Source organism: Tolypothrix sp. PCC 7712, assembly GCF_025860405.1.
GTDB classification, from domain to species: Bacteria; Cyanobacteriota; Cyanobacteriia; order Cyanobacteriales; family Nostocaceae; genus Aulosira; species Aulosira diplosiphon.
In genome coordinates, this window is the sequence record NZ_CP063785.1 from 5,849,386 (window position 1) to 5,875,969 (window position 26,584).

General features: G+C 40.3%; 17 protein-coding genes and 2 pseudogenes. 9 read left to right on the forward strand and 10 right to left on the reverse strand.

What is annotated here, in order from left to right:
* Positions 1 to 238 precede the first annotated feature (238 nt).
* The 3 genes and pseudogenes from HGR01_RS24010 to HGR01_RS24020 form a co-directional block, all read left to right on the forward strand.
* The gene (locus tag HGR01_RS24010) at positions 239 to 862 is read left to right on the forward strand and encodes a chromophore lyase CpcT/CpeT (protein WP_045871129.1); all 624 of its coding nucleotides are present in this window, start codon (positions 239 to 241) and stop codon (positions 860 to 862) included.
* Positions 840 to 1,202: a hypothetical protein gene (locus tag HGR01_RS24015; RefSeq protein WP_045871130.1), complete on the forward strand. Its 363-nt coding sequence runs from the start codon at positions 840 to 842 to the stop codon at positions 1,200 to 1,202. The genes HGR01_RS24010 and HGR01_RS24015 overlap by 23 nt, the downstream gene beginning before the upstream one ends.
* 466 nt (positions 1,203 to 1,668) lie before the next feature.
* Positions 1,669 to 2,055: pseudogene (locus HGR01_RS24020) on the forward strand (polyprenyl synthetase family protein); the annotation flags it as partial.
* A 197-nt stretch (positions 2,056 to 2,252) separates the two neighbouring features.
* On the opposite strand, the gene HGR01_RS24025 reads toward HGR01_RS24020, so the two are convergent.
* The 3 genes from HGR01_RS24025 to HGR01_RS24035 form a co-directional block, all read right to left on the reverse strand.
* Positions 2,253 to 2,750 carry an EVE domain-containing protein gene (locus HGR01_RS24025; RefSeq protein WP_045871131.1) on the reverse strand — a complete coding sequence of 166 codons (498 nt, stop codon included), beginning with the start codon at positions 2,748 to 2,750 and terminating at the stop codon, positions 2,253 to 2,255.
* A 152-nt stretch (positions 2,751 to 2,902) separates the two neighbouring features.
* Complete coding sequence (locus HGR01_RS24030; protein ID WP_045871132.1) at positions 2,903 to 3,622, reverse strand: class I SAM-dependent methyltransferase; 720 nt, start codon at positions 3,620 to 3,622, stop codon at positions 2,903 to 2,905.
* Between the two features lie 83 nt (positions 3,623 to 3,705).
* Entirely contained in the window at positions 3,706 to 3,891 is a 186-nt protein-coding gene (locus HGR01_RS24035; RefSeq protein ID WP_045871133.1) for a hypothetical protein, read from the reverse strand.
* A 385-nt stretch (positions 3,892 to 4,276) separates the two neighbouring features.
* Here HGR01_RS24035 and HGR01_RS24040 point away from each other — a divergent pair, with 385 nt between their 5' ends.
* Positions 4,277 to 7,834: an ATP-binding protein gene (locus tag HGR01_RS24040; protein ID WP_052335227.1), complete on the forward strand. Its 3,558-nt coding sequence runs from the start codon at positions 4,277 to 4,279 to the stop codon at positions 7,832 to 7,834.
* 154 nt (positions 7,835 to 7,988) lie between these two features.
* On the opposite strand, the gene HGR01_RS24045 is transcribed toward HGR01_RS24040, so the two are convergent.
* The gene (locus tag HGR01_RS24045) at positions 7,989 to 9,623 is read right to left on the reverse strand and encodes an alpha-D-glucose phosphate-specific phosphoglucomutase (RefSeq protein WP_045871134.1); all 1,635 of its coding nucleotides are present in this window, start codon (positions 9,621 to 9,623) and stop codon (positions 7,989 to 7,991) included.
* 597 nt (positions 9,624 to 10,220) lie between these two features.
* On the opposite strand from HGR01_RS24045, the gene cutA reads away from it, so the two are divergent.
* Both cutA and HGR01_RS24055 read left to right on the forward strand, forming a co-directional pair.
* Positions 10,221 to 10,541: a divalent-cation tolerance protein CutA gene (gene cutA / locus HGR01_RS24050; RefSeq protein ID WP_045871135.1), complete on the forward strand. Its 321-nt coding sequence runs from the start codon at positions 10,221 to 10,223 to the stop codon at positions 10,539 to 10,541.
* A gap of 290 nt (positions 10,542 to 10,831) precedes the next feature.
* Entirely contained in the window at positions 10,832 to 12,415 is a 1,584-nt protein-coding gene (locus HGR01_RS24055; protein WP_045871136.1) for a mechanosensitive ion channel family protein, read from the forward strand.
* 239 nt (positions 12,416 to 12,654) lie between these two features.
* On the opposite strand, the gene HGR01_RS24060 is transcribed toward HGR01_RS24055, so the two are convergent.
* Together HGR01_RS24060 and HGR01_RS24065 are read right to left on the reverse strand one after the other, a co-directional pair.
* Positions 12,655 to 14,406, reverse strand: coding sequence for an ABC transporter ATP-binding protein (locus HGR01_RS24060; protein ID WP_045871137.1), 1,752 nt, complete (start codon positions 14,404 to 14,406; stop codon positions 12,655 to 12,657).
* Between the two features lie 217 nt (positions 14,407 to 14,623).
* Positions 14,624 to 15,880, reverse strand: a complete 1,257-nt coding sequence (locus HGR01_RS24065) for a lipid-A-disaccharide synthase-related protein (protein WP_045871139.1) — start codon at positions 15,878 to 15,880, stop codon at positions 14,624 to 14,626.
* Between the two features lie 1,125 nt (positions 15,881 to 17,005).
* On the opposite strand from HGR01_RS24065, the gene HGR01_RS24070 reads away from it, so the two are divergent.
* Positions 17,006 to 17,632, forward strand: coding sequence for an SMI1/KNR4 family protein (locus tag HGR01_RS24070; protein WP_045871140.1), 627 nt, complete (start codon positions 17,006 to 17,008; stop codon positions 17,630 to 17,632).
* 148 nt (positions 17,633 to 17,780) lie between these two features.
* On the opposite strand, the gene HGR01_RS24075 is transcribed toward HGR01_RS24070, so the two are convergent.
* A complete protein-coding gene (locus HGR01_RS24075) occupies positions 17,781 to 19,817 on the reverse strand; it encodes a vWA domain-containing protein (protein ID WP_045871141.1) in 2,037 nt (678 codons plus the stop codon).
* Between the two features lie 391 nt (positions 19,818 to 20,208).
* Between HGR01_RS24075 and HGR01_RS24080 the strand changes: the two genes are divergently transcribed.
* Complete coding sequence (locus tag HGR01_RS24080; protein WP_045871142.1) at positions 20,209 to 20,562, forward strand: Spx/MgsR family RNA polymerase-binding regulatory protein; 354 nt, start codon at positions 20,209 to 20,211, stop codon at positions 20,560 to 20,562.
* 555 nt (positions 20,563 to 21,117) lie between these two features.
* Positions 21,118 to 23,337 carry a hypothetical protein gene (locus HGR01_RS24085; protein WP_052335228.1) on the forward strand — a complete coding sequence of 740 codons (2,220 nt, stop codon included), beginning with the start codon at positions 21,118 to 21,120 and terminating at the stop codon, positions 23,335 to 23,337.
* 790 nt (positions 23,338 to 24,127) lie between these two features.
* Here HGR01_RS24085 and HGR01_RS24090 read toward each other — a convergent pair.
* From HGR01_RS24090 to HGR01_RS24100, 3 genes and pseudogenes are all read right to left on the reverse strand, one after another.
* On the reverse strand, positions 24,128 to 25,321 hold the full coding sequence (locus tag HGR01_RS24090; protein WP_045870836.1) for a class I SAM-dependent methyltransferase: 1,194 nt from the start codon (positions 25,319 to 25,321) through the stop codon (positions 24,128 to 24,130).
* Positions 25,322 to 25,458: 137 nt separating this feature from the next.
* A pseudogene (locus HGR01_RS24095) lies at positions 25,459 to 25,923 on the reverse strand (HNH endonuclease).
* Entirely contained in the window at positions 25,923 to 26,528 is a 606-nt protein-coding gene (locus HGR01_RS24100; RefSeq protein WP_045870252.1) for a transposase, read from the reverse strand. The pseudogene HGR01_RS24095 and the gene HGR01_RS24100 overlap by 1 nt, the downstream one beginning before the upstream one ends.
* Between the last annotated feature and the right edge of the window lie 56 nt (positions 26,529 to 26,584).

The window sequence follows — 26,584 nt, forward strand, 5'->3', positions numbered from 1 at the left end:
CGATCGCGTTAGCTTTGCCATGCCATTTTTTCATAAACACTGGTGCCTAGGTTATGCCAATTCAAAATTAGGAAGCCATAGCAAAAGCATTGGTGAGTTTGGATCTGTTGTTCAATTTTAGAGAATTGGTATTCAGGTCATCATTTTGAATTTTGCCGAAAGTATAGTCTTGGGCTTCGACCAAGAGGAGCAACTTGACAAGAAGATTTTGGGATTGTTTATTTATCCTCATCTAGTTATGACCTCTTCACTACCAAAAATTCCTGACACTGTATCGCCTAATTTAATCACCCTGGCTCGTTGGATGGCAGGTGATTTCAGCAACTATCAACAGGCATTTGAAAATTCTAAAGATTACGCCCATATTCATGTTTTCTTTCGCCCATTACCGTTTGAATTCTTCTCAGGAATTGGGCTTTATTCAGAACAAGTATATGATTATGATTTGTGGCGACCTTATCGCCAGGGAGTCCATCGTCTTATCGATAAAGGCGATGAAATTTATATCGAAAATTACAGCCTAAAACAAGCACTGTATTATGCAGGTGCAGCGCGAGACTTAAATATTCTCAAAACTATTACCCCAAATTGTATTGAACGCCGATATCATTGCTCAATGATTTTTAAACGCGAGGGAGATAAATTTATCGGCGGTGTTGAACCTGGAAACCTATGCTTAATTGAGAAAAATGGCTGCCAGACTTATCTAGATAGTTACGTTGAAATTACAGAAACCACTTGGGTAAGCCTAGATAAAGGTATGGATGTGAATACACACCAACAAGTTTGGGGATCTACCTTTGGGCCATTACGGTTTGAAAAGCGGGAGAGTTTTGCAGATGAAATCCCAAATATCCTATGATCTTTCCCTGCCGAATCTGCCTCTAAAAGCAAATATGCTACCTCCAGAAGCACAGAAGAAAATGCAGTGCTGGATTCGCAGTCGGCATTTAATTTGTTCGGGTAATTTCTTTGTTTTTGAAACTGTAGATTATAGTGCTATTGAACGCTTTTCCCAATGTGTAGGAGCATTAGGAGGTACTGTGATTTCGGTTGAGCCAATTGACAAAATTTGGATGGGCGCTCATCGTCAAGTTATTCTTTATCAGGCCAGAGCTAGTTTACATACACCCTGCCACAATTTGAAACAATATTGGATAAAATACGGAGGCTTTCGCAGCCGATTCGATGAGCAAATTTGACCTTTTCCATCGCAAATCTATAACCTGTATTTCTCACAAGCAGCACATATAGCAGATGTAGGTTGGATTAAGCACAGAGCAATCCAACATCTACAGCGCTTTTGAAGTAAGCAAGGTACATCATGAGTAATGAGTAATGAGTAATGAGTAATGAGTAAGCTGTTACGCATTTAAATTGTATATTTCGCGCTCAAGAGGTCAAAAAGTCAAGAGTCCAGGGTCAAAGGCTAGCTTGGACTTTTGACTCTTGACCCTTGACAGCCCTAACGCCAGAATATTTAATCTAGGCGCGTATCAGCTTAATGAGTAATGAGTAATGAGTAGGAAATTGACTTATTACTCATTACTTTTTTCAATTAGAAGCCACTGCCGTGCTCTCTAGAATATATTGATGTGTCGCAAAAATTATTTGAATTGATATCATGTCCGCTAAATTACCCATAATTTAGCGGACATGATATTAGAGAATATTGACATCACAACCCTCGACTATATTCATACTCATAAAACTGGAGCGTTGTTAGAAACCTCGGTTCTCTCAGGGGCGCTGTTAACAGGAGCGAGTGATGCTGTTTTGCAACGACTTTCTGTTTATGCTCATCATATTGGTCTAGCTTTTCAAATCGTCGATAATGTGCTTGATATCACCGTAACTCAGGAATAACTAGGTAAAACTCCGGCTAAAGACCAAAAAGCACAGAAAGTAACTTATCCCAGTTTATGGGGCATTGAGGAATCAAAACGCAAAAGCCAAGAATTAGTGCATCTAGCCAAGGCTGAACTTGCTGGTTTTGGAGATAAAGCACAACCACTAATGGCGATCGCAGATTATATAGTCGCCAGAACGCAATAATCTTTTTTTAACCCTTTTAATTTTTTAATTCCCTAATTGCTAGAAGCGCCCCAAAAATAGTACTCGGCTTGATAAGCGAGTTTTGTTCATAAAAATTTAACTTCAAAATGACTTCTTAGTTCCTGAATTTTAGGAGATAAAGAAAGCAGAAACATCTGAAAAAAGTCTGAAATCATCCTCAAGAAATATAGATTAATCTATAACTTTCGTTGACCCAATAGTTCATCGTTATTTGTTGGCAATGAAAACCGCATCGTCAGAATCTTATTAGCCACTGTTAATGAGACAGGCATCACTGATAATCGATTTCCTGTTCTCACCACCATTAGTTCTTCAGCGCTAAATTCCTCTTTCAGCGTTGACAACGAAATCAGATCAGAAAAAGTTTCTACAAATTCTACTACAACTGTTTGCCAACGAGGAGATTCGAGGCTTGATTTGGGGTCGTAGTAAGTACTATTTGGGTCAAACTGCGTGGGATCGGCAATACCCGTTTTTACTACACGCATTAAGCCAGCAATACCAGGAGGATTGGTATTGGAATGATAGAAAAAAGCTAAATCTCCTGGTTGCATTTGGCGCAGAAAGTTACGAGCTTGATAATTGCGAACACCATCCCAGATAGTTTCGCCTTGCTGTTGTAGGTCAGTAATACTATAAACTTCTGGTTCTGATTTCATTAACCAATAATTCACCGTTAGCTATCCCCCTGGGCTTGAGTTAGTGGCTGAAGTATATTATTTAGCTGTTGAAATAGGTTTTTTAATATTGGGGTATATGGTGTCATTTTTGAGCCAATAATTTTGATAGATGGCTAGGTTTGCTGCTTCTGAAAACGCTAGAAAAATCAGTTGTATATGCACAAAAATTGTGCAGTATCAGAAGTATCTTTATATAAACATTCAACGCGGATAAAATTGTGCTTTTGTGTAAGTTTACCCAAAGTAGTTTGAGTTTCAGGAAAATCATATTTATACACATGATTTTCAATTATCGATATATCTTGAGGCGACAATGCTGTCCAGTTTCGACGCATATTTTTTGAGTAGCGCTGACAATACTGTTCTTGGGTTTCCTCTTCTTTACGCACTATGTCAATCAAAATAAATATACCTTGAGCTTTCAGCAGATGAGATATTTGCTCTATAAGCCTATCTTTTTGTGCAAGAGTCAGGTGATGTACAACAAAAGAACTCATAATGACATCAAAACTTTGCTTTTGACTTTGACCTAGTTCCTCAAGAATTTTAGATATATCGTCTTGAATGAAAGTTTGTCTACACTGAATTTGTGCCATATTGCATTGGGCAATTGCCAAAGCTGCTGCGGACAAGTCAATTCCCGTATAGTCGGCAAGATTAGTATTTAATAAAGCTTGAACTGTTAAACTAGCATCACCGCATCCCAGTTCAAGTAAAGAAAATGGTCTTTGAAAGTAATCAGTTAGTAATTTATGCAAAACACCAGCAATTTCTTGGTGTTCCATATAATTGTTAGTTAAAACTTTTTGATAACTTATCCAATTATTTTTAAAGTAATCATCTGATTGATTTGGGAGATTATTCATCAGGCAGCATCCGTATATTTTAAATATATTGAAAACTCATACTGATTTTACAGGAATAATGTGTCTAACAACAAAGAATTACTTCAGCAATTAGAAATGCGATCGCTCTTTGTAAACTCAAACGCTTCTTTCGATGCTTGCGGTGTTCTTGAAGAATCATAATCAGCTGAATTTTTATCTGTGCTGGTGGCGTTTTGGTGAGGAAGTTTAAAAGATGAGACAGCAATGGCTCTAATCAGTTCCACCCCAAGTCCAGGCTGGATTACCATTCTTTAAACTTTTTTAACATTTTGGGCTTTACGCACTGCTTTTTGAAGTGGTACGTCTGCTGGGATTATTACTTACAACTTAGAATTCAGCTCTTTCCAGTCAGTAAGCTACCCAAGCAAATTCAACTATCAATTCCTTTTGATAGCGTTATTCAACATCAGGTTGATGGGAATACTAATGAAACTAAGGAAAATAGGACTTACGCAAAAGTAACGGAATTACGTCATTACGAGCGTAGCGACGTAATCCCCTAAAATTATGGGATTGCTTCCCTACACTACGTTCCGGTCGCAATGACAAATTTTGCTGGCGTAAGTCCTGGAAAACCCAAATTAGGTTATGTATAGATGGAAACCGTGAACTCTACTCCCATCATTTCAGGATATGAAATTAACTCTCAACTGTACACTGGCTCTAGAACCAATGTCCATTGTTTCCCAACAGTCACCCCAAGCAGTAGCAGATGCTTTATGGCAGGTTTTGCGGGAAGGATTGATTTTACCGCAAAGTCAAGTTTATAAGTTTTATCTCAGCGATGAGCAAGAAGTTCAGCCTCACAATATCGAAAATGTTGCTTATCGCTTTCTGCACGATCGCGTCCAACAAGCGGCTTATTGTTTAATTCCCCAAGACCAAAAACAAGCGACTCATTTGGCGATTGGTCAATTATTGCACGCGAATACGCCTATAACTCAATTAGATGCATATATATTTGAAATTGTCAATCACCTGAATATTGGCATTGATTTAATCACTCAGCCTGAGAAAAAACTGGAGTTAGCTCAACTGAATTTGCTGGCGGGGCGCAAAGCCAAAAGTGCGATCGCCTATAATGCTGCTGTCAAATATTGCACCCAAGGCATTGACTTATTGCCTGCTGATGCTTGGAGGGAACATTACCAATTAACCCTAAATCTGCATAATGAGCGTTTAGAGGCTGCTTGCTTGAATACAGACTTTGACAAGCTAGCCGCATGGGGTGAGGAGGTGTTGCAATCTGCTACTTCTTTGCTAAATACTATCAAAGTCTATGAAGTCCAAATGATGGCATTTCGGGCGCAAGGTAAATTTGCCGCAGTAGTTGAAACTGGATTGCAAGTATTGAAATTACTCGGTGTGGAATTTCCCGATCAGCCAACTACCTTAGATATTAGCACCGCAACCCAGCAGACAAAACAACTATGGATGGGGCGCGCACCCATTAGCTTACTGGATTTGCCTATAATGAGCGATTCGCATCAGCTAGCAGCTATGCAAATCATGACTACATTGGTGTCCTCTGCGTACATTGGTAAACCAACACTGTTACCACTACTGACATCTAAGCAAGTAGAGATGGCTATTAGGTTTGGCAATTCATCCATTGCCATTTTTTCCTATGCAGATTACGCAGTGACTCTTTGTGGTTTGATGGGAGATATTGATGCTGGGTATGAGTTTGGACAACTGGCATTAAAGTTATTGGAACAATACCAAACTAACGCTTTCAAAAGTAGGGCTTACTTTATTGTCAACAGCTTTATTCGGCATTGGAAAGAACCATTAAATCACAGTATTCCATATTTGCTAGAAGGTTATCAAAGTGGTTTAGAAACCGGAGATTGGATGTGTGTAGCGTTAAATTTAGTGTCATATAGTCAGTGTAGCTATTGGAGTGGTCGAGAATTAAACGATTTGGCTGAGGAAATGGAGAACTATCGACAAGTCATCAGCCAAGTAAAACAAGAAGCAACATTAAAATATCTAGAGTGTTACCAACAAGCGATTCTCAATTTATTAGGAGAAGCGGAAGTTCCCTATTATTTACAGGGTAAAGTTTTCAATGCCGCCGAAATTTTACCCAGCTTGCAATCTGCCAGCAATCGCACGGGGTTATTTTACATTCATCTCAATCAAGCTGTTCTGTGTTATTGGTTCGGAGAATACGCAGCCGCCTCACAACAAGCAGCTTTAGCTGAACAGTATAGTAATGCGGTAAGTGGCTATTTCGTCGCAGTTATCCGAGTTTTTTATGATGCTTTAATTCATTTAGCAAACTACACCGATGCTAGCTCTGAAGAACAATCCGCTATTTTAGAGCGAATTAATTCCCATCAAGAAAAACTCCAAACTTGGGCTAATTACGCCCCATTCAATCATCAACATCGCTCTTCACTTGTAGCAGCAGAACGTTATCGAGTGCTTGGTAAATTTGCTGAGGCGATGGAACATTATGATTTAGCTATTGCCCAAGCCAAAACCCACGGTTATTTGCAAGATGAAGCACTCAGCAATGAACTAGCAGCTAAATTTTACCTCAGTTGGGGTAGACAGAAAGTTGCAGCCAGTTATATGCAGGAAGCATACTACTGTTACGCTCGTTGGGGCGCAAAAGCCAAAACTGAGGATTTGGAAAACCATTATCCTGATTTACTGCGGATTATTCTCCAGCAGAGAATACAACCATTGCAAATGCTGGAAACATTATCGAGCGGCTTTAGCCCTACAATCTCAGTGCATAATTCTACTGATTTGAGTCGTTCTTCTAGCGCTGAAATTAGTACCTTTGATTTTGCTGCGATCCTCAAAGCTTCTCAAGCCATTTCTGGCACGATTCAACTAGATAAACTGCTACACCAATTAACACAGATTATTCTGCAACATTCTGGGGGCGATCGCTGTGCCTTAATCGTACCCAATACTCAAGGAGAATGGTTAGTTAGGGCTATTGCTACACCCGAAACCACAGAAATTTGTGCCGAACCTTTAGAGGGTAACCCCAACTTACCACTCAAGTTGATCCAGTACGTCAAAAATACTCAAGAAATGGTGATGATTGAGGAACTCAAAACCAATTTACCTGTAATTGATGAGTATTTAAGTCAAAGACAACCAAAAAGTTTGTTGTGCTTACCAATTCTCAATCAAGGACATGTAATTGGGATTTTGTATTTAAAGAATCGCTCAACTAGTAATGTATTTACTAGCGATCGCATTTTGATTCTCAATTTTCTTTGTACTCAAGCAGCTATTTCTCTAGAAAATGCGCGTCTTTACGAAGATTCTCAAATTTATGCTCAACAGTTAGAACAAAAATCTCAAGCATTGGAAAATGCGGTGCAAGAACTGCAACAAACCCAACTGCAAATGATCCAACAGGAAAAAATGTCTGCACTTGGTAACTTAGTTGCTGGGGTAGCCCATGAAATGAACAATCCCCTCGGCTTTATTGCAGCTAGCCTCAAACAAGCTAAACCTGTTGTGGCTGATATCACTGAACACCTGAAATTATATCAGCAAGCTCTACCAAATCCGGCAGCAGAAATTCTCGATCATGCAGAAGAAATCGACTTAGACTATAGCTTAGAAGACCTACCAAAAATGCTCAATGCAATGGTCATGGCTGCTGACAGATTAAAAAATATTAGCACCAGTTTAAGAACTTTCTCCCGTGCTGATCAAGATTATAAAGTGCCATTTAACATCAATGAAGGTATTGATAGCACAATCTTAATTCTCAAACATCGCCTGAAAGCAAATGAACAACGTCCAGAAATTGTAGTTGTGACTGAGTACGATAATTTACTGCCAATCTTGTGCTTTCCAGGACAATTAAATCAGGTATTTATGAATATTGTCGCTAATGCCATTGATGCTTTAGATGAGTCAAGTATCGGTAAAAGCTTTGAAGAAATCAAGCTCAATCCTCACAAAATTATCGTGAAAACTGCTATTGCAAATCATACATTAAAAATCTCAATTGCCGATAATGGCCCAGGCATGAGCGAAGATGTCAAAGAAAAGATATTTGACCATTTATTTACGACCAAAGCAGTAGGTAAAGGCACAGGATTAGGACTAGCGATCGCGCGCCAAATTGTAGAAGAAACACATGGGGGAAAAATTGCAGTTCATTCTGTTTTAGGGCAAGGAACAGAATTTATTATTTCTCTGCCTCATTAAGGGAGTTGCAACTATCAAGCAGAGGGAGCAGAAGAAGCAATGTGTTGGGCAGGGTTGCAACTGGCATTTAAATATGCCAAAAAAATGAATATTTGTGCCAGTTGCATCAGTTATGTAAATGTGAACTGTCGTCTGCTCTTGACTTTTGTAACCATTAGGTGATCACAGTCGGCTGTTCTCTACCTGTGAAGGTGCGAATCTGAGCAATTTCATCTGCGATCGCAATTAAATTTCCTAGTGCTTCTTGCGGATCGAGGTTTTGTTTAGCAGTATCCGGTTCGTAAGATTCCAGATAAATTCGCAAAGTTGCGCCTTGGGTACCAGTACCAGAGAGACGGAAGACAATGCGGGAACCATCAGTAAATCCAATTCTGATGCCTTGGTTTTCACTAATGCTGCCATCAACTGGGTCGGTGTAGCTAAAGTCATCGCTATACTCAACCTCATATTTACCAAACTGTTTGCCTGGAAGATTTGGCATTTGCGATCGCACATTGTCAATCAAGGCGTTGGCTTTCCCTGCATCAACTTCTTCGTAATCGTGGCGAGAATAGTAGTTACGTCCGTAAGCTTGCCAGTGTTCGCGGACAATCTCTTCTACAGATTGTTGCTTCACTGCTAGAATATTCAGCCAAAACAGCACTGCCCACAGCCCATCTTTTTCTCGAATATGGTTGGAACCAGTGCCAAAGCTTTCTTCTCCACAAAGAGTAGCTTTACCTGCATCTAATAAATTACCAAAGAACTTCCAACCAGTGGGTGTTTCGTAGCAGTCAATCCCCAGCCGTTTTGCTACTAGATCTACTGCTTGACTAGTAGGCATAGAACGTGCAACTCCTGCCAAACCATCCTGATATCCTGGCACTAGCTTGGCATTGGCAGCTAAAATTGCCAAACTATCGCTGGGGGTAACAAAAAACTTGCGTCCCAAAATCATGTTGCGATCGCCATCGCCATCGGAAGCTGCGCCAAAGTCTGGGGCATTTTCTCCATAAAGGACTTCTACTAAGTCATGGGCATACACCAAATTCGGGTCAGGATGTCCGCCACCAAAGTCTTCCAGAGGTATACTATTTTGCACGCTGCCTGCAGGTGCGCCCAAACGCTGCTCAAACAAGGCATGGGCATAGGGGCCAGTCACGGCATGAAGTGAATCTATGCACAGCCGGAAGTTCCCAGAAGTTAAGAATTGGTGAATGCGATCGAAATCAAACAGGGACTCCATTAACTCTTGATAATCTTGCACGGAGTCAATGACTTCTACAACCATTTCTCCCAGTTTAGATTCACCCAAAGTTCCTAAATCGACATCTGGGGCATTTAAGATGTAATATTTGTCAATAACTTTGCTGCGGGCATAGATAGCCTCTGTCACTTTTTCCGGTGCAGGCCCACCGTTACTGATGTTGTATTTTACACCAAAATCACCCTTGGGGCCGCCAGGATTATGGCTGGCAGACAGGACAATGCCACCAAGCGCCTGGTATTTGCGAATTATGGCAGATACTGCTGGGGTAGACAAAATTCCATCCTGACCGACCTTAATTCTAGCTACACCATTAGCTGCTGCCATTTTCAAGATAATTTGAATAGCTTGGCGATTGTAATAACGGCCATCACCACCTACAACTAAGGTTTGTCCCTGTAAGCCTTCGAGAATATCAAAGATGGATTGAATGAAGTTTTCTAAATAATGAGGTTTTTGAAAAACACTCACGGCTTTCCGTAGCCCAGAAGTGCCGGGCTTCTGGTCAGGAAAGGGGGTGGTATTAAATGTCTGGGTATCCATTGTCATGTTTTAAGAACTGATTTTTTGCTTTTTGAGGAAGCCACACAAAGGTATGATACGGCGATTGCTCTCCCGAAAGCTGATTATTCTCGGTGCTTAACCTGTTGAGGATTAAGAAATTCTTTCAATAGTGAATTGTCCCGCCCCATAATCATACCTAGTGCTAAGTAGTTACAGCCTCGCCCTTAGGCGTTAATTCTTACTCAAATTTGCTTTAACGCGTCTTAGCATTTGACAAGGATATTAGGCTAATACGCTTGGGTTAAGCTCATTAGCAATTGATTTGTCACTGATTAAAAAAGCCAACTCAATTGGGGGATTCTCCCCCAAACCCCCGATTGGGTGACGGTTGCGTCCCCCAAACCCCCTCCAAAATTATTGTTCTGTTTTTTTAACTAGTTTTTTGGTTTTGTGATCAATTAATTTTCTTAACTGAACTGAATTTGGATATAGGCGATCGCCCCAGATAAATATGTTTTAATCCCCTTTGGGGGAAGATACATTTTTGCTTTACTTAGGAGCATTGCTAATTAAATTTACTCTTTGCTATGGTTACTTTGGCTGGATGAAAAGGATGGACATTAATCAACACACTGCATGGAACCTATTTTTGTTTATGTCACTTGTAAAGACCGTGCCGAGGCTTTACAGGTGGGCAAAGTCCTAGTTGAAGAACGCCTCGCCGCCTGTGCCAACGTGATTGATGGGATGGAAAGCATTTATTGGTGGAAAGGTCAATTGGAAGTGGGCAAGGAAGCAGTTTTAATTCTCAAATCCCGGGATGATTTGCTGGAGGAACTAACAAAAAAAGTCAAATTGGAGCATAGCTACGAAGTGCCTTGTGTGGTGGCTTTACCCATCAAAGGCGGGAATCAGGAGTATCTGAATTGGCTGCTAGGGGAAACAAAGAAAGAATAGGCTTAAACCCTTACCAATGACAAATGGCAGACCTCTCCAGTTGTCTGGAATTGCGCCGACCGACTTATATGTCTCAATTGATTTGCTTAACTTTCTTATCTTTGCTTGTACTATATTGAACCGGATACTATGCTGAAATAAAAACGATTGCAAAAAAATAAGATAGGCGATCGCATCTCTAGGAGCAACGCAAATATCTCTGCAACTATCGGTAAGTTATTCTGTACTAATTTTTCCACACACAGCACTATACCAATTTCATGCTGTCGGATAGTATTTATACTCAAAAGATGAATATATTAATTATCCTGAGTGAAGTCATATTTGTAATAGTTATTTTCTTCCTGCTTAACTGGCTAATTGGCATCATCCTCAAGCAGGTTACCAAGGTTTCTTGGCTTCAAGGGAAAACTGCAAATATCACCTTCTTGCGCCGGAGTCTCAGTAGAATTTTAATTCTGATTTCTGCAGTGCTATGTCTGGCGCTAATTGGTATCAACGGGATGGTAATTTATCGAGGTGGGAACATTCAGGAATTTCAACTGAATCTGCTTCGCAGTCTGCCTACTCAATTTTGGATAAATCTCTTGGCAGCAAGTCTAAAATCTGTAGGTTTACTCCTGCTAGTTAAGTTCACTATTCCGCCCTTAAATCGTGGTTTAGACTCGGTTTGTCACTATACTAAAAGAGTCGATCAGATTAAAGCTAATGATGAAAGTGTTGAGGCTTTTTTCAAGGTATTCAAGAGAATTGTTAGTTATACTATATGGATATCCGCTGCTATTGTATGTGCTAAATTTCTCTACCTCCCAGAAATTGTTTCTAAATACCTTTATATCGCTTTAAAAATATACGTTATCATCTCAGTTGGTCTACTCATTGTTAAAGCTGTTGCTACTATTGTTGATACTCTTGATGCCTTGAGCCTAAAATATTCTGGCTCTAACAATTTACTACGTCTATACGAGCGGTTACGTCATCTCATACCTCTGTGCAAAAAATGTTTAGAATATGTTCTGTATGTTGGCATAGTTAATCTTGTTGTTCCAGAAATAGAACCTATAGCTTGGATCAGTTCTTATACTCCTAGAATTGTGCAAATTATTGGGGTTTGCTTTCTGAGCAATGTTTTAATTGAAGTTGCTTACTTTCTTTTGGATGAATTCTACCTTAAAACTCAAGATACTAATGAATCTCATCGGCAGAAACGGCTAACTTTAATTCCCTTAATGCGGAGTTTTGCTAAATATTTCGTCTATTTTACTGCTGGAGTAACTATACTTAGGCTCCTGGGAATTGATCCAGCACCTATTTTAGCAGGTGCTGGAATTGTGGGTATAGCAGTTGGTCTAGGGGCGCAAAACCTAATTAATGATATCGTTTGTGGATTTTTAATTTTGTTTGAAAACTATTACTTAGTAGGTGATTATATTGAAGCTGGAAAAATAGAAGAAAGACCTGTTGAGGGAGTTGTCGAAGCAATCGAACTGCGAACCACTCACCTCCGCCATCCCGATGGTCAATTGCAGATTATTCGCAATGGGGATATTGGCTCAATTATTAATTACTCTAAGCAATACATATATGCCAGGGTGGAAGTTAGTGTTGCCTATGACTCTAATTTAGATCATGTATATAGAGTAGTTGACAAAGTAGGACAGCAGTTAAAAGTGAATGAACAGGATGTTTTAGAACCTACAAGAGTAGCTGGACTAGAACACTTTGGTGAAAATAATTTACTGCTGCTGACACTGACAAAAGTTAAGCCAGGAAAACACCTGCATATTCAGCGTGTTCTTCGTAAGATATTGAAGGATACTTTTAGCCAGGAAGAAATAGAAATTTGCGGTTTTTCTAAGAAAAATCATAGATAAGTAATGTCATGTCCGTTGAAAAACTTATCATATTTAGTAATACCAATTGTTGGTTTTCTATTCTTCCCGCCTTCTGCCTCCTGCCTTGAAAGTGCTGAGTGCTGAGTGCTGAGTACTGAGTAAAAATCCCTCCCATTGATACTTTCATATATGGTGATGAAATTTTTTCATTGGGACTGCCTCCTGCCTTGTCATAGCGATGATTTTTAACACTGAGCTACTTAGCCTTGTGAGCTTTCTTATTCTCTACTTTCTATCTCATCTGTAGAGTAAAACTGTTGGGCATAAAAACGAGCATAGCGTCCTTCCTGAGACAGGAGGGACGTGTGGGTACCAGCTTCCACTACCTGCCCCTGTTCTAATACAAGAATGCAGTCAGCCCGCCGCACACTGCTTAAGCGATGGGCGATAATAAACACGGTGCGGTTTTGCATAACTCGCTCCAGTGCTTCTTGGACAAGTGCTTCTGATTCCGAATCTAAGGCAGATGTAGCTTCATCTAGGATGAGAATTCGCGGATCGTTAACAATTGCTCGGGCGATCGCTAATCTTTGGCGTTGTCCTCCAGAAAGGTTAACCCCACGTTCGCCTACCCAGCTATGGTAACCTTGGGCAAACTGGCTGATAAACGAGTGAGCATTAGCAATCTTGGCTGCTTGTTCTATGGCGGCAAAATCTAATTCTTCCTGACCGTAACCAATATTTTCGGCGATGGTTCCAGAAAAAAGAGTAATATCTTGGGGCACAATGCCAATTTGACGACGCAAGCTAGTGAGTGTGACATCACGGATATCGATATCATCTATGAGAATTTCGCCTGCTTGCGGGTCGTAAAAGCGAAGTAACAAATTAATTAAAGTCGATTTGCCCGCCCCAGAAGCACCAACTAAGGCGATGACATTACCTGGTGCAGCGTGCAGACTGAGATCCTTGAGGACAGGCTGACCGGGATTGTAGGCGAAACTAACATGACGATACTCTATCTTGCCAGCAATTCTTGGTAGTTCCTTAGCAGTCGGTTTTTCGCTTAAACTGGGCTGCTGCGCCATCAATTCAAATATGCGTTCTACAGAAGCCTCGGTCTGTTTGTACTCGTTGTAATTGCTAATTAACAAGTCGATGGGCTGAATCAGTATCGCTACAGCAGCTAAGAAACTAATAAAGCCTTGAGGTGTCAGCTGATTTTGCGAAATCTGCCATCCGCCCAACAGAAACAGCAGCATAATACTAACTGCTTCTAAAAAACCAACAACCGGAAACTGCAGCGATTTGAGTTGTAGAGCGCGATACTTAGCTTGGCGATGGTGTTCGGCTTCTTGATTGAATCGCTTGACCTCATACCCTTGGGCGGCAAAAGCCTGAACCACGCGAATCCCGCTAAATACTTCCGTTAGCAGCGCCGATAAATTAGAAACCTGATTTTGACTTTGGCGAGATAGCACCAGTAATCGCTGACCAAATGCGCCAATCAACCAAGCCATCAAGGGAGCTAAAATCAAACCGGCAAGGGTGAGTTGCCAATTCAAGTAAATCATGTAAATGGGAATGACAATTAACTGCAACAGATTGGAAAGAAACTGATGCGATAACTTGTCCACAATCTCACCGACGCGATCAATATCTTCAGTTAACCGATAAGTGAGGTCACCTGTCTGTGTAGTTTCAAAGTAATCTAATCCGAGTTTGTGTAGATGTGCATATACCTGCTGACGCAGATTTAAAACCATATTGAGAGCAGCAGCAATCATAAAGACATTCTGCCCGTACTGGCAAAGCCCTCGCAGCAAAAATACCAAAGTAGCTAGCCCCAGCCAGTAGGCAATCTGATTAACATTACCCTGACCAACAAAAAAAGCCACCTGACCTGCTAGATAGGGCAGTGCTAGGGTAAGCAACACAAATCCTAAGATGCAAGCGAATCCCCGAACTAACAGCGGCCATTGGGGCCACAGATAAGGTAACAGTTGCCAGTAGCTAGAGCGGACTTTCATAGTTTAATTCTTGATTGTTATCCTTATCTTGATGATTGAAATTTGCCAGCATCAGCAATTTTGTCAGGGGCTGGTTACAATCTCCTGACAATTGATCCCTTTTAGCTAGAAAGTGCTGAGTGCTGAGTCCTGAGTCACCGAAGTTCAGATGCCTGCGGCAAGCCGCCGCTCCGACTTCCCTCTGAGTAAAAATCCCAGTTCCACTTTCATGCAACGCTCATGAAACTTGTTTCATTGGGACTGCCTCCTGCCTTCTTGAATCAATTTCTCCTAGAGAATTGAGTAAAAAGCGGGCTATTCTTTCAGATGCGCCAGGCGGGCCAAATCGCTCAGGGCCGTTTTGTTGACACTTAGCGAGATAGTCTGCATCTTGTAAAGTCTCTACTACTCGTTGAGCCGCTTGTTTGAGTGTCTCTGGAGTTGCTGGCCCAGTGCCAATGGTTTGGGCAGAAATGCCCAATAGCCGCGTTTGCGCTTCTGCAAATTGATAGGTAAATTGAGGGCCTTCTCCGGGAATTTGAATAATCGGTTTACCAATCGCCACTGCTAAATCCACTGCCAAACCTGCCATGCCAATGACGAGAGTAGAGTGATACAAGATATCACTAAAAGCATCTGAGTAACATCTCACTTCTACCAGGGGTGATTTCTCAGGAGAACTTTTTGGCAGAGAATAGGTAAGTCTGCCTTGGGATATTTGCCAACCTTGACTTTTAGCAATCTCTTCTAGTTCCCCCATCAATTTAGGAACCAACGCAGCGCGAAACTGCAATCCAGATTCAGGCATCACCTGGGCAATTTCTTTCACCAGTTGCAACTGCAAACAGAAATTTCTGGCGGCTTCTGGCATTCGTGAACCTGGTAAAAGAGCGATCGCAGGGATGTTTGGTTTGAGGTGCAAGTCTTTGCCAGCCGGAACGAGGCGATCTAAGGCTGGAATGCCACCAAATTTAGCTTTAGCTATACCTTGTCGTTGTAGATCGAAAGTTGTATGGGCATCTCTGGTAAAAACTGCCAAACATCGAGCAGAATTCAAATCGTGCCACAGCAACGGATTGATCTGCAATCGCCCTTCATACAAGGCAGAAAGACAAGAAATAAATGAGACGAAAGGGCGCTTTGTTAAATAAGCAAATGTTTGGGAGACGAAATCCCCAGTAGCCATAATCAAATCGCAGCTAGGAGCATACTGCAAAACCGCTTGTAACTGTCGCCACGTTAACCCAACTAATCCCGATTGGAAATCTTTGAGTAAATAGAGGCGCTTCATGTAAAAGAATCCTCCAGAGGGCATCGTTTGTGTTGGCCCAATAATCGGAATGTTTAAGCTGCGGTAAGCTGTTCCTTCCCCCACAATTGGCATTGCTGCCATCTCAATAGAAGGAGATAATTGCCGCAGGGTTTGAATAACATGAGAAGTGTGGTTATCCTCTCCGTGCCCGTTACTGATAAACAAGATTCGTTTAGAAGGCATCTTGGTATTTGGATAAATCTGTTCTTTTTTGGCAATCCTGCTAGGTCTTATGACAGCACACTAAACAGGAAGCTCAATTGATCGAGAAAGCTTTCCTGGTTTTGAAGATGATTGTAGTTAGCTGATTGATAGGGGCTTTCTCACATTTTTATTCAAAAAAAATCATACGATAAATTTTTAATTCATCGCATCAAGCGGACAGCAGCTCCATGAGGAATGAAGACCCAGCCGCAAGAACGTAAACCTAACACAACATTGCTGGTATGAGAATACCTTACACCAACTGAGGTGCGATCGCTTCTCCAAATATTTCTGCTCTGTTAGAGTTACAGCCGTTTTTATACTGCTTGACTGGGTTAATTAATTTACACAGCAATTACCTCATTTTGGCTAATTATTTTGGCACTAATAATATATTTTTTAATATTTTTCTCATGCTTGTATTGTTAAATATCTCTGTAAACCTAATAACAACAAAATGTTAATATGAGGATGAAAAATCATTAAAATCCCTGACTGATAATCTTACCAGGGATTCCTCAGCCAGGGACTAACTGTTAACTGTAATATCTGTCCGTTGGAAGTTAGCGCTCGTTCGTTAGGACAGCAGTTAACAGTCAAATAAATTATAGTTCCTTTGATTAAAACTAAGTATAAATACCAACAAATACACTACTGACTATGAATGGTTGGTAGTAGTGGACTGACATGACTAAAATAGTGCATAAAAAACTCTTGTGGGATGGGTGTCTCACCCGTCCAGGGCGGACAAGATGTCCACCCCACAAGAAAAATTATTGCAACATTTTAGCTGTGTTAGTCCAGTAGGATGCGTTACGGCTTACTGAAATTTTTTGAGAAATCAAATCGGATTCCTATATTTTGAATTAGTGTTACGAGATTATTTTCAGTTTCAATCCCCTTGCGGGGTTGTAAGTTGTTGAATCGCTATTTCAATCACAACTGAATGACATAATTTTGAATTCACACTGTTACTATCATGTCCAAAAACTAATTGTTAACTATTCTATGTTTAACCTAACATAATATTACAAATCTACAATGATGACTGAAGATGTTGGAAATGAAGCTAAAATAGTTTCTTCAGATTTATTCTAATTCCTTATGAAAGAAATATTACATCGAATTGAAAATTGGTTAAAAAATAATTTTTCTGAATTATTAGACACCTTAAATCCGGGAGCAACTGTAGAGGAAATTCAAGCGTTAGAAAAACAAATCCAAAGCGAGTTACCCTCATCATTTAAAGAATTATATAAGTGGCATAATGGACAGAAAAGCGGAACTTATCCAGGGTTATTTTACGGGTTAGAATTCTTGTCCTTGCTAGAAGTATCTGCAAATTGGCAAGTGTGGGCGGAACTTGTGGATGATGATATCAATAAGCATATTCTCTGCCAATCTTATAGCCCAGGAAAAGTTAAAGAAATATATGCTAATAAGAAGTGGGTGCCTTTTGCTTTTGATTGGGGTGGCAACCATTTAGGAATAGATTTAGACCCGGGAGAGCAAGGGATTAGAGGACAAGTTATCAATTTTGGTAGAGATGAAGAAGTTAAATTTATTTTTGCAGATAATTTAGAATCATTTTTAAATTGGTTTATTACTCAACTAGAATCAGGAAATTACATTCTCAGTTCTGAGGAAGATACAAAGAGTTTTAGTACTAAAAACCCACAAATGATCCATTTTCTTGATTATTGGAAAGTAATTACTCAAGGCAAGCTTTAATCAATTGACATCTCAAGAATTTTAATTACTAGCATTTTCTTGATTTGTCAATCGAATGTAACAGAAATTACTATGAAAAGGCGATCGCATGATTTATATTGCGTCGCCTCACAATTTGCCTTCTTTGAGGACTGTATTGCAATCCGAATTATTTCTTGGCTGTCAACTCCCTAGATTGCTCTACCAGGCGAATAAACTCTCCTCGATAGCCCTCCTGGTCTTCGCCCTTACCTTGAGTTGCCAATTTCATGACTAAATCATAATTAGCATTTCCCTTATACTCAGAGTCACGTAGCAACATCCCAAAGGTAGCTACCGCAGCAGCAAATTTCAGGTTGGTGGAGGTTACCTGTTCAACGCTGACATTATCATCTTGGATGGTTTGGGTAATTAATTGACTGGTGTTTTCTTGGGGTAATTTATATCGCAGTTTCACCTGCATCAACTCATTACTAGCAGTATCTGCTGATTTGGCACCAGAAGGCTGATATCGTAAGGGGTCTACTGTTGGCAGTTTCACATCGCTGTTAATGCCAGTAGGAATGATTTCATACAGCGCTGTTACAGAATGACCCGCCCCAATATCACCTGCATCTTTCTTGTCGTCATTGAAATCTTGATTTTGCAGCAAGCGGTTTTCGTAGCCAATCAAGCGATAAGCTTGAACTTTTGCCGGATTAAATTCCACCTGAATTTTCACATCCTTAGCAATAGTAAATAGAGTGCCCCTGAGATCGTTAACTAAAACTTTTTTGGCTTCCAATAGAGTATCAATGTAAGCGTAGTTGCCGTTACCCTTATCAGCCAGTTGTTCCATCTTTGAGTCTTTATAATTGCCCGTGCCAAATCCCAACACCGTTAGAAAAATACCTTGCTCTCGCTTCTGTTCAATTAATCTTGTTAGTTCGGCATCACTGGAAACCCCGACATTAAAATCTCCATCGGTAGCTAAAATAACTCTATTATTACCAGACTTAATGAAGTTTTGTTTGGCTATCTTATAGGCCAGTTCAATGCCCTCACCACCAGCCGTCGAGCCTCCAGCCTCCAAACGCTCAATTGCTGCCAAAATTTTTGATTTCTGACTACCAGGAGTAGCAGGTAACACCAATCCCGCATTCCCTGCATAGACTACCAAACTCACCCGGTCTTCAGGACGCAGTTTCTCTACTAGCAATTTGAGGGACTGTTGCACCAAGGGTAATTTGTTGGGTTCACCCATAGAACCGGAGACATCAATCAAAAATACTAGGTTGCTAGGTGGTAAAGTTTGACTTTCTAAACGTTTACCTTGCAAACCTACCTGTACCAATTTATGTTGCGAATTCCAGGGAGCAACCGCAACTTCTGTCGTGACGGAAAAAGGGCGATCAGTTTTTGGTTGTGGATAATTGTAAGTAAAGTAGTTAATCAATTCTTCAATTCGCACTGCATCCTTGGGCGGTAATTCTCCTTGGGTAATAAACCGTCGCACGTTGCTGTAGGATGCTGTATCTACATCAATGGAAAAGGTGGAAAGAGGATCATTACTGACGCGATGAAAGGGATTGTCATCAATCCGGTTGTAGTTTTCTGTGTTGAATCTACCCGTTTGTGGTTCAGGTGCAACCCTTCCTACACTCCTAACTGCTGAAAGTTTAGGGCTGGCGGGGCGGTTAACAACTTGCTCTTGAGCAGTTGCGCCTGAGGGAATAGTAGGGAGTGGAGGTATGAGTGTGGGTAAAGATTCAGTCTTGCGATTATCTTCAGCAGGAGTGATGTTACTAGTAGCATCCAATTCCTCTGTTTGTTTTTTCAGGGTTGCTAACTCTGGTGCGAATTCGGATTGCAAGCGTTGTAGAGTTTTGAGATCCTCTGGCGCAACTGTATTGGGATTAGTGGCTATTAGCTCATTACTCCGATTCACACAAGCATTTAAGACAGTAGCAAACTCCGCCCGAGTTATAGGCCGAGTGCCAAAGTTTTGGATGGAAACAACGCAACTATACTTTTGTACCAATGCTTGAAGTGATTGGTAATCGGGGTGATTGGGTGGAATAGGGGCTGAACTTTGAGGAGTCTGATTAGCTGGAATCGCAACCGTAGCAGGCTGACGTAAAATTGCAATTCCCACGGATGGTATCAACAATAATATTGTGGCAATGCTGATTCGCTGCCAGATTTTGGATGGAATCGGGTAAGACATGGCTAACTTCTCACACTAATTCTGGTATTGCCGCAAAACTTCATAGAATGATGGCAACCCTATTGAAATACACAGGATTACTGTCATATAAAGTTTTTATTTATACCAATTCAAATTATGTTTGCAACAGATACATCATTCGGAGAGCAAAGCAATGCCTTACCCCTACTATCTGTCACATTCTTTTTTAAAATGGTAATACCTAGAATAATCTGGAACCCCTGGGGATTTGATCGCCGTTACAGTTTTGGTAACTATAAAATTGCGATCGCCTGTTATTATCAGGTTACGCGGAGATTGCGCTTCAATGCTCAACAAGGGAAGAGGTTTTTCAACTCGGGGATAATACAATCTGGAAAAGTGATGTTCTGGAAACTATTGATTACTTGTTATGACCCTTCAAGTCTACGGTATTCCCAACTGCGGCACTTGCAAAAAAGCTGTTACATGGCTGCAAGCCAACAGCATAGACTATGAATTTAATAACACTAAAGAAAATCCACCCACTCGCGAGCAGATCCAAAACTGGGTAAAGTCTTTGGGTTCTGCTCCCATGCGGAATACCTCTGGTCAATCTTACCGTGCTTTAGGTGATGCCAAGAAGACATGGACAGACGAACAGTGGATTGAGGCTTTTACTCAAGATGCCATGCTGCTTAAACGTCCGATTTTCGTCAAAGATGGAACAGCCTTAGCGGTAGGTTTCAAAGATGAAAACGTGATTCGCGAAAAATTAGGGTTTTAATCTCCGTTTATCAGCGATTAATTTTTTCTAATCTAACGCACTATTTTAGTCTAGACACGCTAGTAGGTTGGGTTAAGCGTAAACCCAACATGGCTTAACCTATATTTCGGTGTTGGGTTTCCTTACGTCAACGCAATCGACAACTCTGGTGATAAATTTGGGTTATGATTTTTTCCCACAAATTATTACTCATGTTTTTTAGTATCCTTTGACAACCATAGTAATAGTTATCTTTAAAAGCCTGCAATTGCTAACAAGACTAGTAATTTTATGCTGATTAAGTTTGAGCTAATAAATCTTTTTAAATCAGGTATTGTAAGTATTTTTTCTTATTTTAGTCTTCACTCAATATAACTTAATAGTATTATTAGCAAAATTTTGATATTTTCATTTTTAGCTAACTGAATTCAACAATTAACTCTCAGCATCCTAAATTAATTGTGAAAAATATTCTTCAAATCGAACTAGAGAGCCGCAAAAAACATAGATAGATGAGAAATATATACTTACACAATTGATGGGGTTGCTTCATTTGTATACTTACAGAAATTTGTTATGAAAAAGAGACAACAGGTTTTTGGTGGTATTATCTTGTGGGCAGTACTGGCATGTCTAGGTATTGCTTTGCAATATTTCTACGACTTCTTACAATATATTTTCTTTCTCCGAGTACCTATAATTGTGGGCTTAATACTGTTTTTCTTGCCCAAGGTTGCCGTTGACACTGGTTTATCACCAATGTTGAAAAACTTGTTTGTCCTACGTGCTAATAATCAGTTAATTTTAGTAATTGGATGTGCGGTTTTAGCAGGACTTTCGACAATTCAAGTGTTGGATGTAATCTGGTATAACTCCCAGATTCGTTTTGATGTGCCTCGGTTACCAGAAATTACAGCAATTCCAGAAATTATCCAATATCTATGCGCTATCATCTTGAGTCTTCCTATTATCATCAAGGCGATTCAGCTTTCTAAAAAAGAAATAGAAATAGGAGATAAAAGCCAGCAAATTTGGGGAATTATATTCGGCATTGGTTTAGGTGTTTTAGTCATAATCACAGACTACTTTGCTAAGATTTTCTTTAAATCCAATCAATCTTTAAAACAGGTATTATTGGCAATAATCGATTTTTTACCGGAAAGGATACGAAAAGGTTATATAGATGAACCTGGGGTATTATCTTACGGGATTGCTGAAATGGTAGGGTTTTCCTTACTAATACTAATGATTTATGGCTTTGGTTATATTATCTTTAAACCTCGTCCAATTACTAACAGATTAGAAATACCTGCGCTTTTTTATATCACTCTGATTTTGTCATTGATGGTCGTATGGCTAGGAGGAATTTCCTTCTTTAATGATGTGTCTCGCATTCCCACATTCTTATTATTTTGTGTTATTTCATCTGCCTCTTATAAAATTTTTCAAGTAGACCATTTTTACAAAATCTACCCATTAAAAAATAAACTGCCAAAACCGACAACAGAAAAATGGATTGATATTATCCATAAACGGCTAGAAAATCAACAAAGTGATGAGAAAACTTTAGTAGTAGTTTGTGCAAGTGGCGGTGGTATTCAAGCATCTGGATGGACAACTCAAGTTTTGACAGGTTTACAAGAAGCAATTGGAAATAAATTTACCAAAGCAATTGGTTGGATTAGTGCAGTTTCTGGTGGTTCTGTGGGCACAATGTTTTATTTGGATAGATTTGGCGCGCAAGGTTATCCAGAAGTAGATGAATTAGCAAAAATTTTTAAAAGCGCTACAGAAGATAGTTTGGATGCTACAGGATGGGGGTTAGCTTATCCCGATTTACTTCGTTTTATTGGATTACCTTTTGTTGTGCCAAAAGAAAAAGATAAGAATGATCATGCCGAAACTGAGCAAGACAGAGGTACAGCTATCGAAATAGACTGGAAAGGAGAAATGGAAAATCCCGATGAAAGTTTAAGTAGCTGGAGAGAGAAAATTGACGAAGGAATCATTCCTATTCCTATTTTTAATGCAACCTTAGTTGAAGATGGACGGCGTTTTTTAGTTAGTCCAATGACTTTTAGTAAAGAAAGTCAGCAAGAAAATCGCACCTCTATAGACTTTAACAAGCTCTATCCAGAATATGACATTGATGTGACTACATCTGCTCGATTATCCGCTACTTTTCCTTATATTTCTCCTGTGTGCTGTCCTAGTGAAGAAACCAATTGGAATTATCATGTAGCTGATGGTGGCTACTTCGACAATTTTGGTATAGTTACTAGTATCGAATTACTAGATCAACTTTTAGAATCAACTCAAAATAACCAAATCAAAAAAGTTATTTTATTACAAATAAATGCCTTTCCTGATAATGAGTTACCAAAACAAGAAGAAGGCGCTCCTGGATGGCAGATGGAAGTTATTGGTTCATTACTCGCTTTATTAAACGTGCGTAGTTCTACACAAAATGGCAGTAATTCATTAAATATCAAACTTTTGAAAGACAAATATGAATGTGGTTACAATCATACTGATAACGAAAGAAAGCTGCAATTTTTGAAGGAGAAATCTTGTAAAAAAGGGATAGAAATTAACCACGTTAACATTACATTTCCTGCTGGCAAGATTAGTCCTCCACTTTCTTGGCAGCTAACTCAAGAACAAAAAGAAGCTATTCAAAATTCCTGGAAAGAGTGGCAGCAAAAGAACTGTGATGTAATTACAAAAATAAATGAAGCTATCCCACCAGAAAAGGATATTAATTTAGAACATGATTTAGAGTCATCCACAAAATAATTGTGGTAATACCAATTTGAAAAAAGAATGCGACAGATTGTAGGGGCATGGGCACTGCCCATTGGTGTCAACTTAAGCTAAAAGCGATATAGGGCGGGCGTTGTACAAATACCTCGCGCCCTCATCCCCTAACCCCTTCTCCCCCAGGAGAAGGAGAACTAAATCTCTTGCTCCTTTCTCCCTGTGGGAGAGGGGCTGGGGGTGAGGGCGAAACCTTGCAACCAAGAGGGTTTCACGTTAAGTTGACACGTATGGGCACTGCCTTGCCCCGACAATCTGTCACAATACTTGTCGGGTAAGGGGAAAAGGGGCAAGAAAAAACCTTTAACCCTTACCCTTTCTCCTGCGGAGACGCTACGCGTAGCTTGCTTCCCCGCAGGGGTACACCTTTTCCCCAAAGCGATTGTCTATTTTTTAAGTTGGAAGTCCCTAATCCCTGTAATTCTTGCTATGTAAAGTTTAAATAGTATAAATACTGAAATAATAATCCGAAATTGCTGAAATAAATACACAAAAATACGGATGTCGTTCCTCAGTAATTCCCGTATTTTCAAGCAAAATGAGTACAAACCCTGCTTTTCCTATAATCATTCTAATGGTATCTTTTATCATCCTAATGAGTGCACTCGCACTTCTAATCAAGCCGATAGCTAAAAGCTGCATTCGCAAATACAAGCGATATCGCTTAATTAAACGCAGAAGGGAGCAATTTTATAAAGAATTGAGATATTTAATGGCAGAGAGATAACCACTGAACATCATTAATTGGATTAATTCTCTAAAGTACTACTCATAGACTTGTGGGAGTGAGGAGAATGATTTGCTGTTTTTGGAGCGATCGCACATCTGCTAAACTTGCATCCACTGACTGCAAAATTTGCGCTGTTGTCTGATTTCCATCACAGGCGAGGAGAAACTGCCACTCGGCATCATTAAGACGCACAATCTGATAGTCTTGATTAAAGAATTGTTGACTATCTCGCCATCCCTGAATGCAAGGACTCGGTTCGGGGATTGCAGACATCAGTTTGGCATCTGATGCCCAATTTTCTCTATTAATGGGACTGCGTCCTAAGAAAAACTCGTAGTGAGTAATTGCTTGGGGATCTAGGAGTTCAATTAACCGATAGCGTTGGCGATCGCTTAAATTTTGAGAACGTTCAATCAATCCCGGTGCTTGACCAATCAATCGTTCTAAATTCCAAATCTGGGGATTAGAAAAGCCGAGAAACTCTAACCCCGACGCATCAATTAACTCAAACACAGTATTGATGTTGTAATCAATTTCCTGAGGATGGACATACATATCTGCAAAGTAGCCATCGCGTTGATTTTCCCAAGACCAGCGTTCCTGTTCACGCTGGCGCAGGCGGTTATTTTCTGGTAAAGCAGCAAATATTTGTCTTCCCACTGCTACACCATCAGTATAATCACCGCGTTGATCGCCTTGCAAAAGTGCGATCGCTTCTTGCATCAATTTAATTTCCCAACGCCCCAATTCACCATACACAAATATATGCATGATTCCGCCAGGCGATAGCTTTTTCGCTAAAGCTTGAATCCCGCGAATGGGGTCAGGGGTATGGTGCAGAACTCCCACACAGTTAATTAAATCGAATTCACCTGCAAGCTGCTCCACATCAAACAAACTCAGATGATGAAATTCTACCCTGGTTGCCCCTGATTTTTGACAGCGCTCTTGAGCTACAGCTAATGCACCAGCACTCAAATCGATGCCTACAATCGCCGCATCCGGATTGAGATGTACTAAGTATTCTGTTCCCACCCCCGTACCACACCCAGCATCGAGGATGCGGACATTGTTGCGTGCGGGTTTTTGTCCGGTACAAAAGTTATAGGCTGTCAGCCAGTTCCAGCGCCAGTTATAACCAGGAGGCGGTTCATCTAATAACGGTTCTGGAGGGAAGGGATAGGTATTGTAGAGTTTGGCGACTGCGGCACTAATTGCTTGGGAATCTGACATGGCGGGAGAAAATGAATTCGTAATTGATAATACCTTGCGGTCAGCCTCTTTGCGCCATCTAATTTGTGAAGATGCAGGAAGTTGTGGTATCTGGGAAAGGTTACAGGCACTCCATAAAACTGCAAATAGCTTGAGGCCTAACTTTCCAATCTTGGATCATCTTCTGGTGGATGCCAACCACCTTTAATCCAAAGCCGCCGCGCTTTGACAATAGAACTCTCATTATGGCGCTCATCATTCAAATCTAAACGATTACAAGTAGCTCGTCCTGTTTCTGTAATACCAATAATCGTCAAACCATCTGCCGACCAAATAAAATGCTCAGACCATTTTTGCTAACGAGGATTAAAAAGAGGAAAATTTTTCCCAGTTTCCGGGTCAATGCCAGTTGTAAAGTTGTAGCGATAGCCATTACAACGCTGACAAGCCAATGCTAAATTATCAGGCTCATCGGAAGAGTTAGGAAAAGATTGCGGAATTATATGGTCGATCGCAAATAAAGCAGCACTTGCTTCTTCCAAAGCGTGACAGTATTCACATAAGTATTTTGCTCTTTCCCTGACTAACTTTCTAGTACAGTACGGCGGAAATAAGCAGACCATTAAATAGCCAAAACTTTGCTCTTATATGTCCACTTAAAAGGTTTAGCCATTGTTTGATTAAAGTAGTCGATAAACTTGAGGATTCGATTTTTCAAATCATCCTGACTGACGAAACTGGCTCTTCTGAGTAACTTGCGAACCAAAATACTGAACCAAATCTCAATTTGATTGAGCCAAGAGGAATGTTTAGGTGTGTAATGAAACACAATCCGGTGTGTTGGATCACTCAAAAAAGCAGTGCGGGATTTCATTGATTTAAGGATGCCACTTTCTCCCTTAATACCCAGGTCAATATTCAAACCTTCAATTTGTGCAACTAAACGAACTAGAGACTCAGACTGATGAGTGTTAAGGCAGTCCATAATCAGATGCCATTTTTTAGCATCACTGTCAGTTTCAATTGTTCGGCGAACATGAAGGGCAAAATCAACTTCCGTTCTGGTATCTGAACAAGTCGGCTGGACAATTTGACCAGTGGCAACATCAAAGCTGGCAATTAAGCTTTGCGTGCCGTGACGAATATACTCAAATTCCCTTCTTTCGACTTTGCCTGGTCGCACAGGTAAGTCTTTTTCTAAGCGCTCAGTAGCTTGAATTCCTGTCATTTCATCAATGGATATTGTACGTTCTCCCTGAAGATGCCGCTCAATCGCATTGATGT

Bases quoted from the DNA above. Each gene is read 5' to 3' on its own strand.
- cutA (WP_045871135.1), top strand. From the start codon at position 10,221: ATGGAACCTATTTTTGTTTATGTCACTTGTAAAGACCGTGCCGAGGCT.
- HGR01_RS24080 (WP_045871142.1), top strand. From the start codon at position 20,209: ATGACCCTTCAAGTCTACGGTATTCCCAACTGCGGCACTTGCAAAAAA.
- HGR01_RS24010 (WP_045871129.1), top strand. From the start codon at position 239: ATGACCTCTTCACTACCAAAAATTCCTGACACTGTATCGCCTAATTTA.
- HGR01_RS24100 (WP_045870252.1), bottom strand. From the start codon at position 26,528: ATGACAGGAATTCAAGCTACTGAGCGCTTAGAAAAAGACTTACCTGTG.
- HGR01_RS24040 (WP_052335227.1), top strand. From the start codon at position 4,277: ATGAAATTAACTCTCAACTGTACACTGGCTCTAGAACCAATGTCCATT.
- HGR01_RS24085 (WP_052335228.1), top strand. From the start codon at position 21,118: ATGAAAAAGAGACAACAGGTTTTTGGTGGTATTATCTTGTGGGCAGTA.
- HGR01_RS24055 (WP_045871136.1), top strand. From the start codon at position 10,832: ATGAATATATTAATTATCCTGAGTGAAGTCATATTTGTAATAGTTATT.
- HGR01_RS24060 (WP_045871137.1), bottom strand. From the start codon at position 14,406: ATGAAAGTCCGCTCTAGCTACTGGCAACTGTTACCTTATCTGTGGCCC.
- HGR01_RS24030 (WP_045871132.1), bottom strand. From the start codon at position 3,622: ATGAATAATCTCCCAAATCAATCAGATGATTACTTTAAAAATAATTGG.
- HGR01_RS24035 (WP_045871133.1), bottom strand. From the start codon at position 3,891: ATGGTAATCCAGCCTGGACTTGGGGTGGAACTGATTAGAGCCATTGCT.
- HGR01_RS24045 (WP_045871134.1), bottom strand. From the start codon at position 9,623: ATGGATACCCAGACATTTAATACCACCCCCTTTCCTGACCAGAAGCCC.
- HGR01_RS24070 (WP_045871140.1), top strand. From the start codon at position 17,006: ATGAAAGAAATATTACATCGAATTGAAAATTGGTTAAAAAATAATTTT.
- HGR01_RS24065 (WP_045871139.1), bottom strand. From the start codon at position 15,880: ATGCCTTCTAAACGAATCTTGTTTATCAGTAACGGGCACGGAGAGGAT.
- HGR01_RS24090 (WP_045870836.1), bottom strand. From the start codon at position 25,321: ATGTCAGATTCCCAAGCAATTAGTGCCGCAGTCGCCAAACTCTACAAT.
- HGR01_RS24015 (WP_045871130.1), top strand. From the start codon at position 840: ATGAAATCCCAAATATCCTATGATCTTTCCCTGCCGAATCTGCCTCTA.
- HGR01_RS24075 (WP_045871141.1), bottom strand. From the start codon at position 19,817: ATGTCTTACCCGATTCCATCCAAAATCTGGCAGCGAATCAGCATTGCC.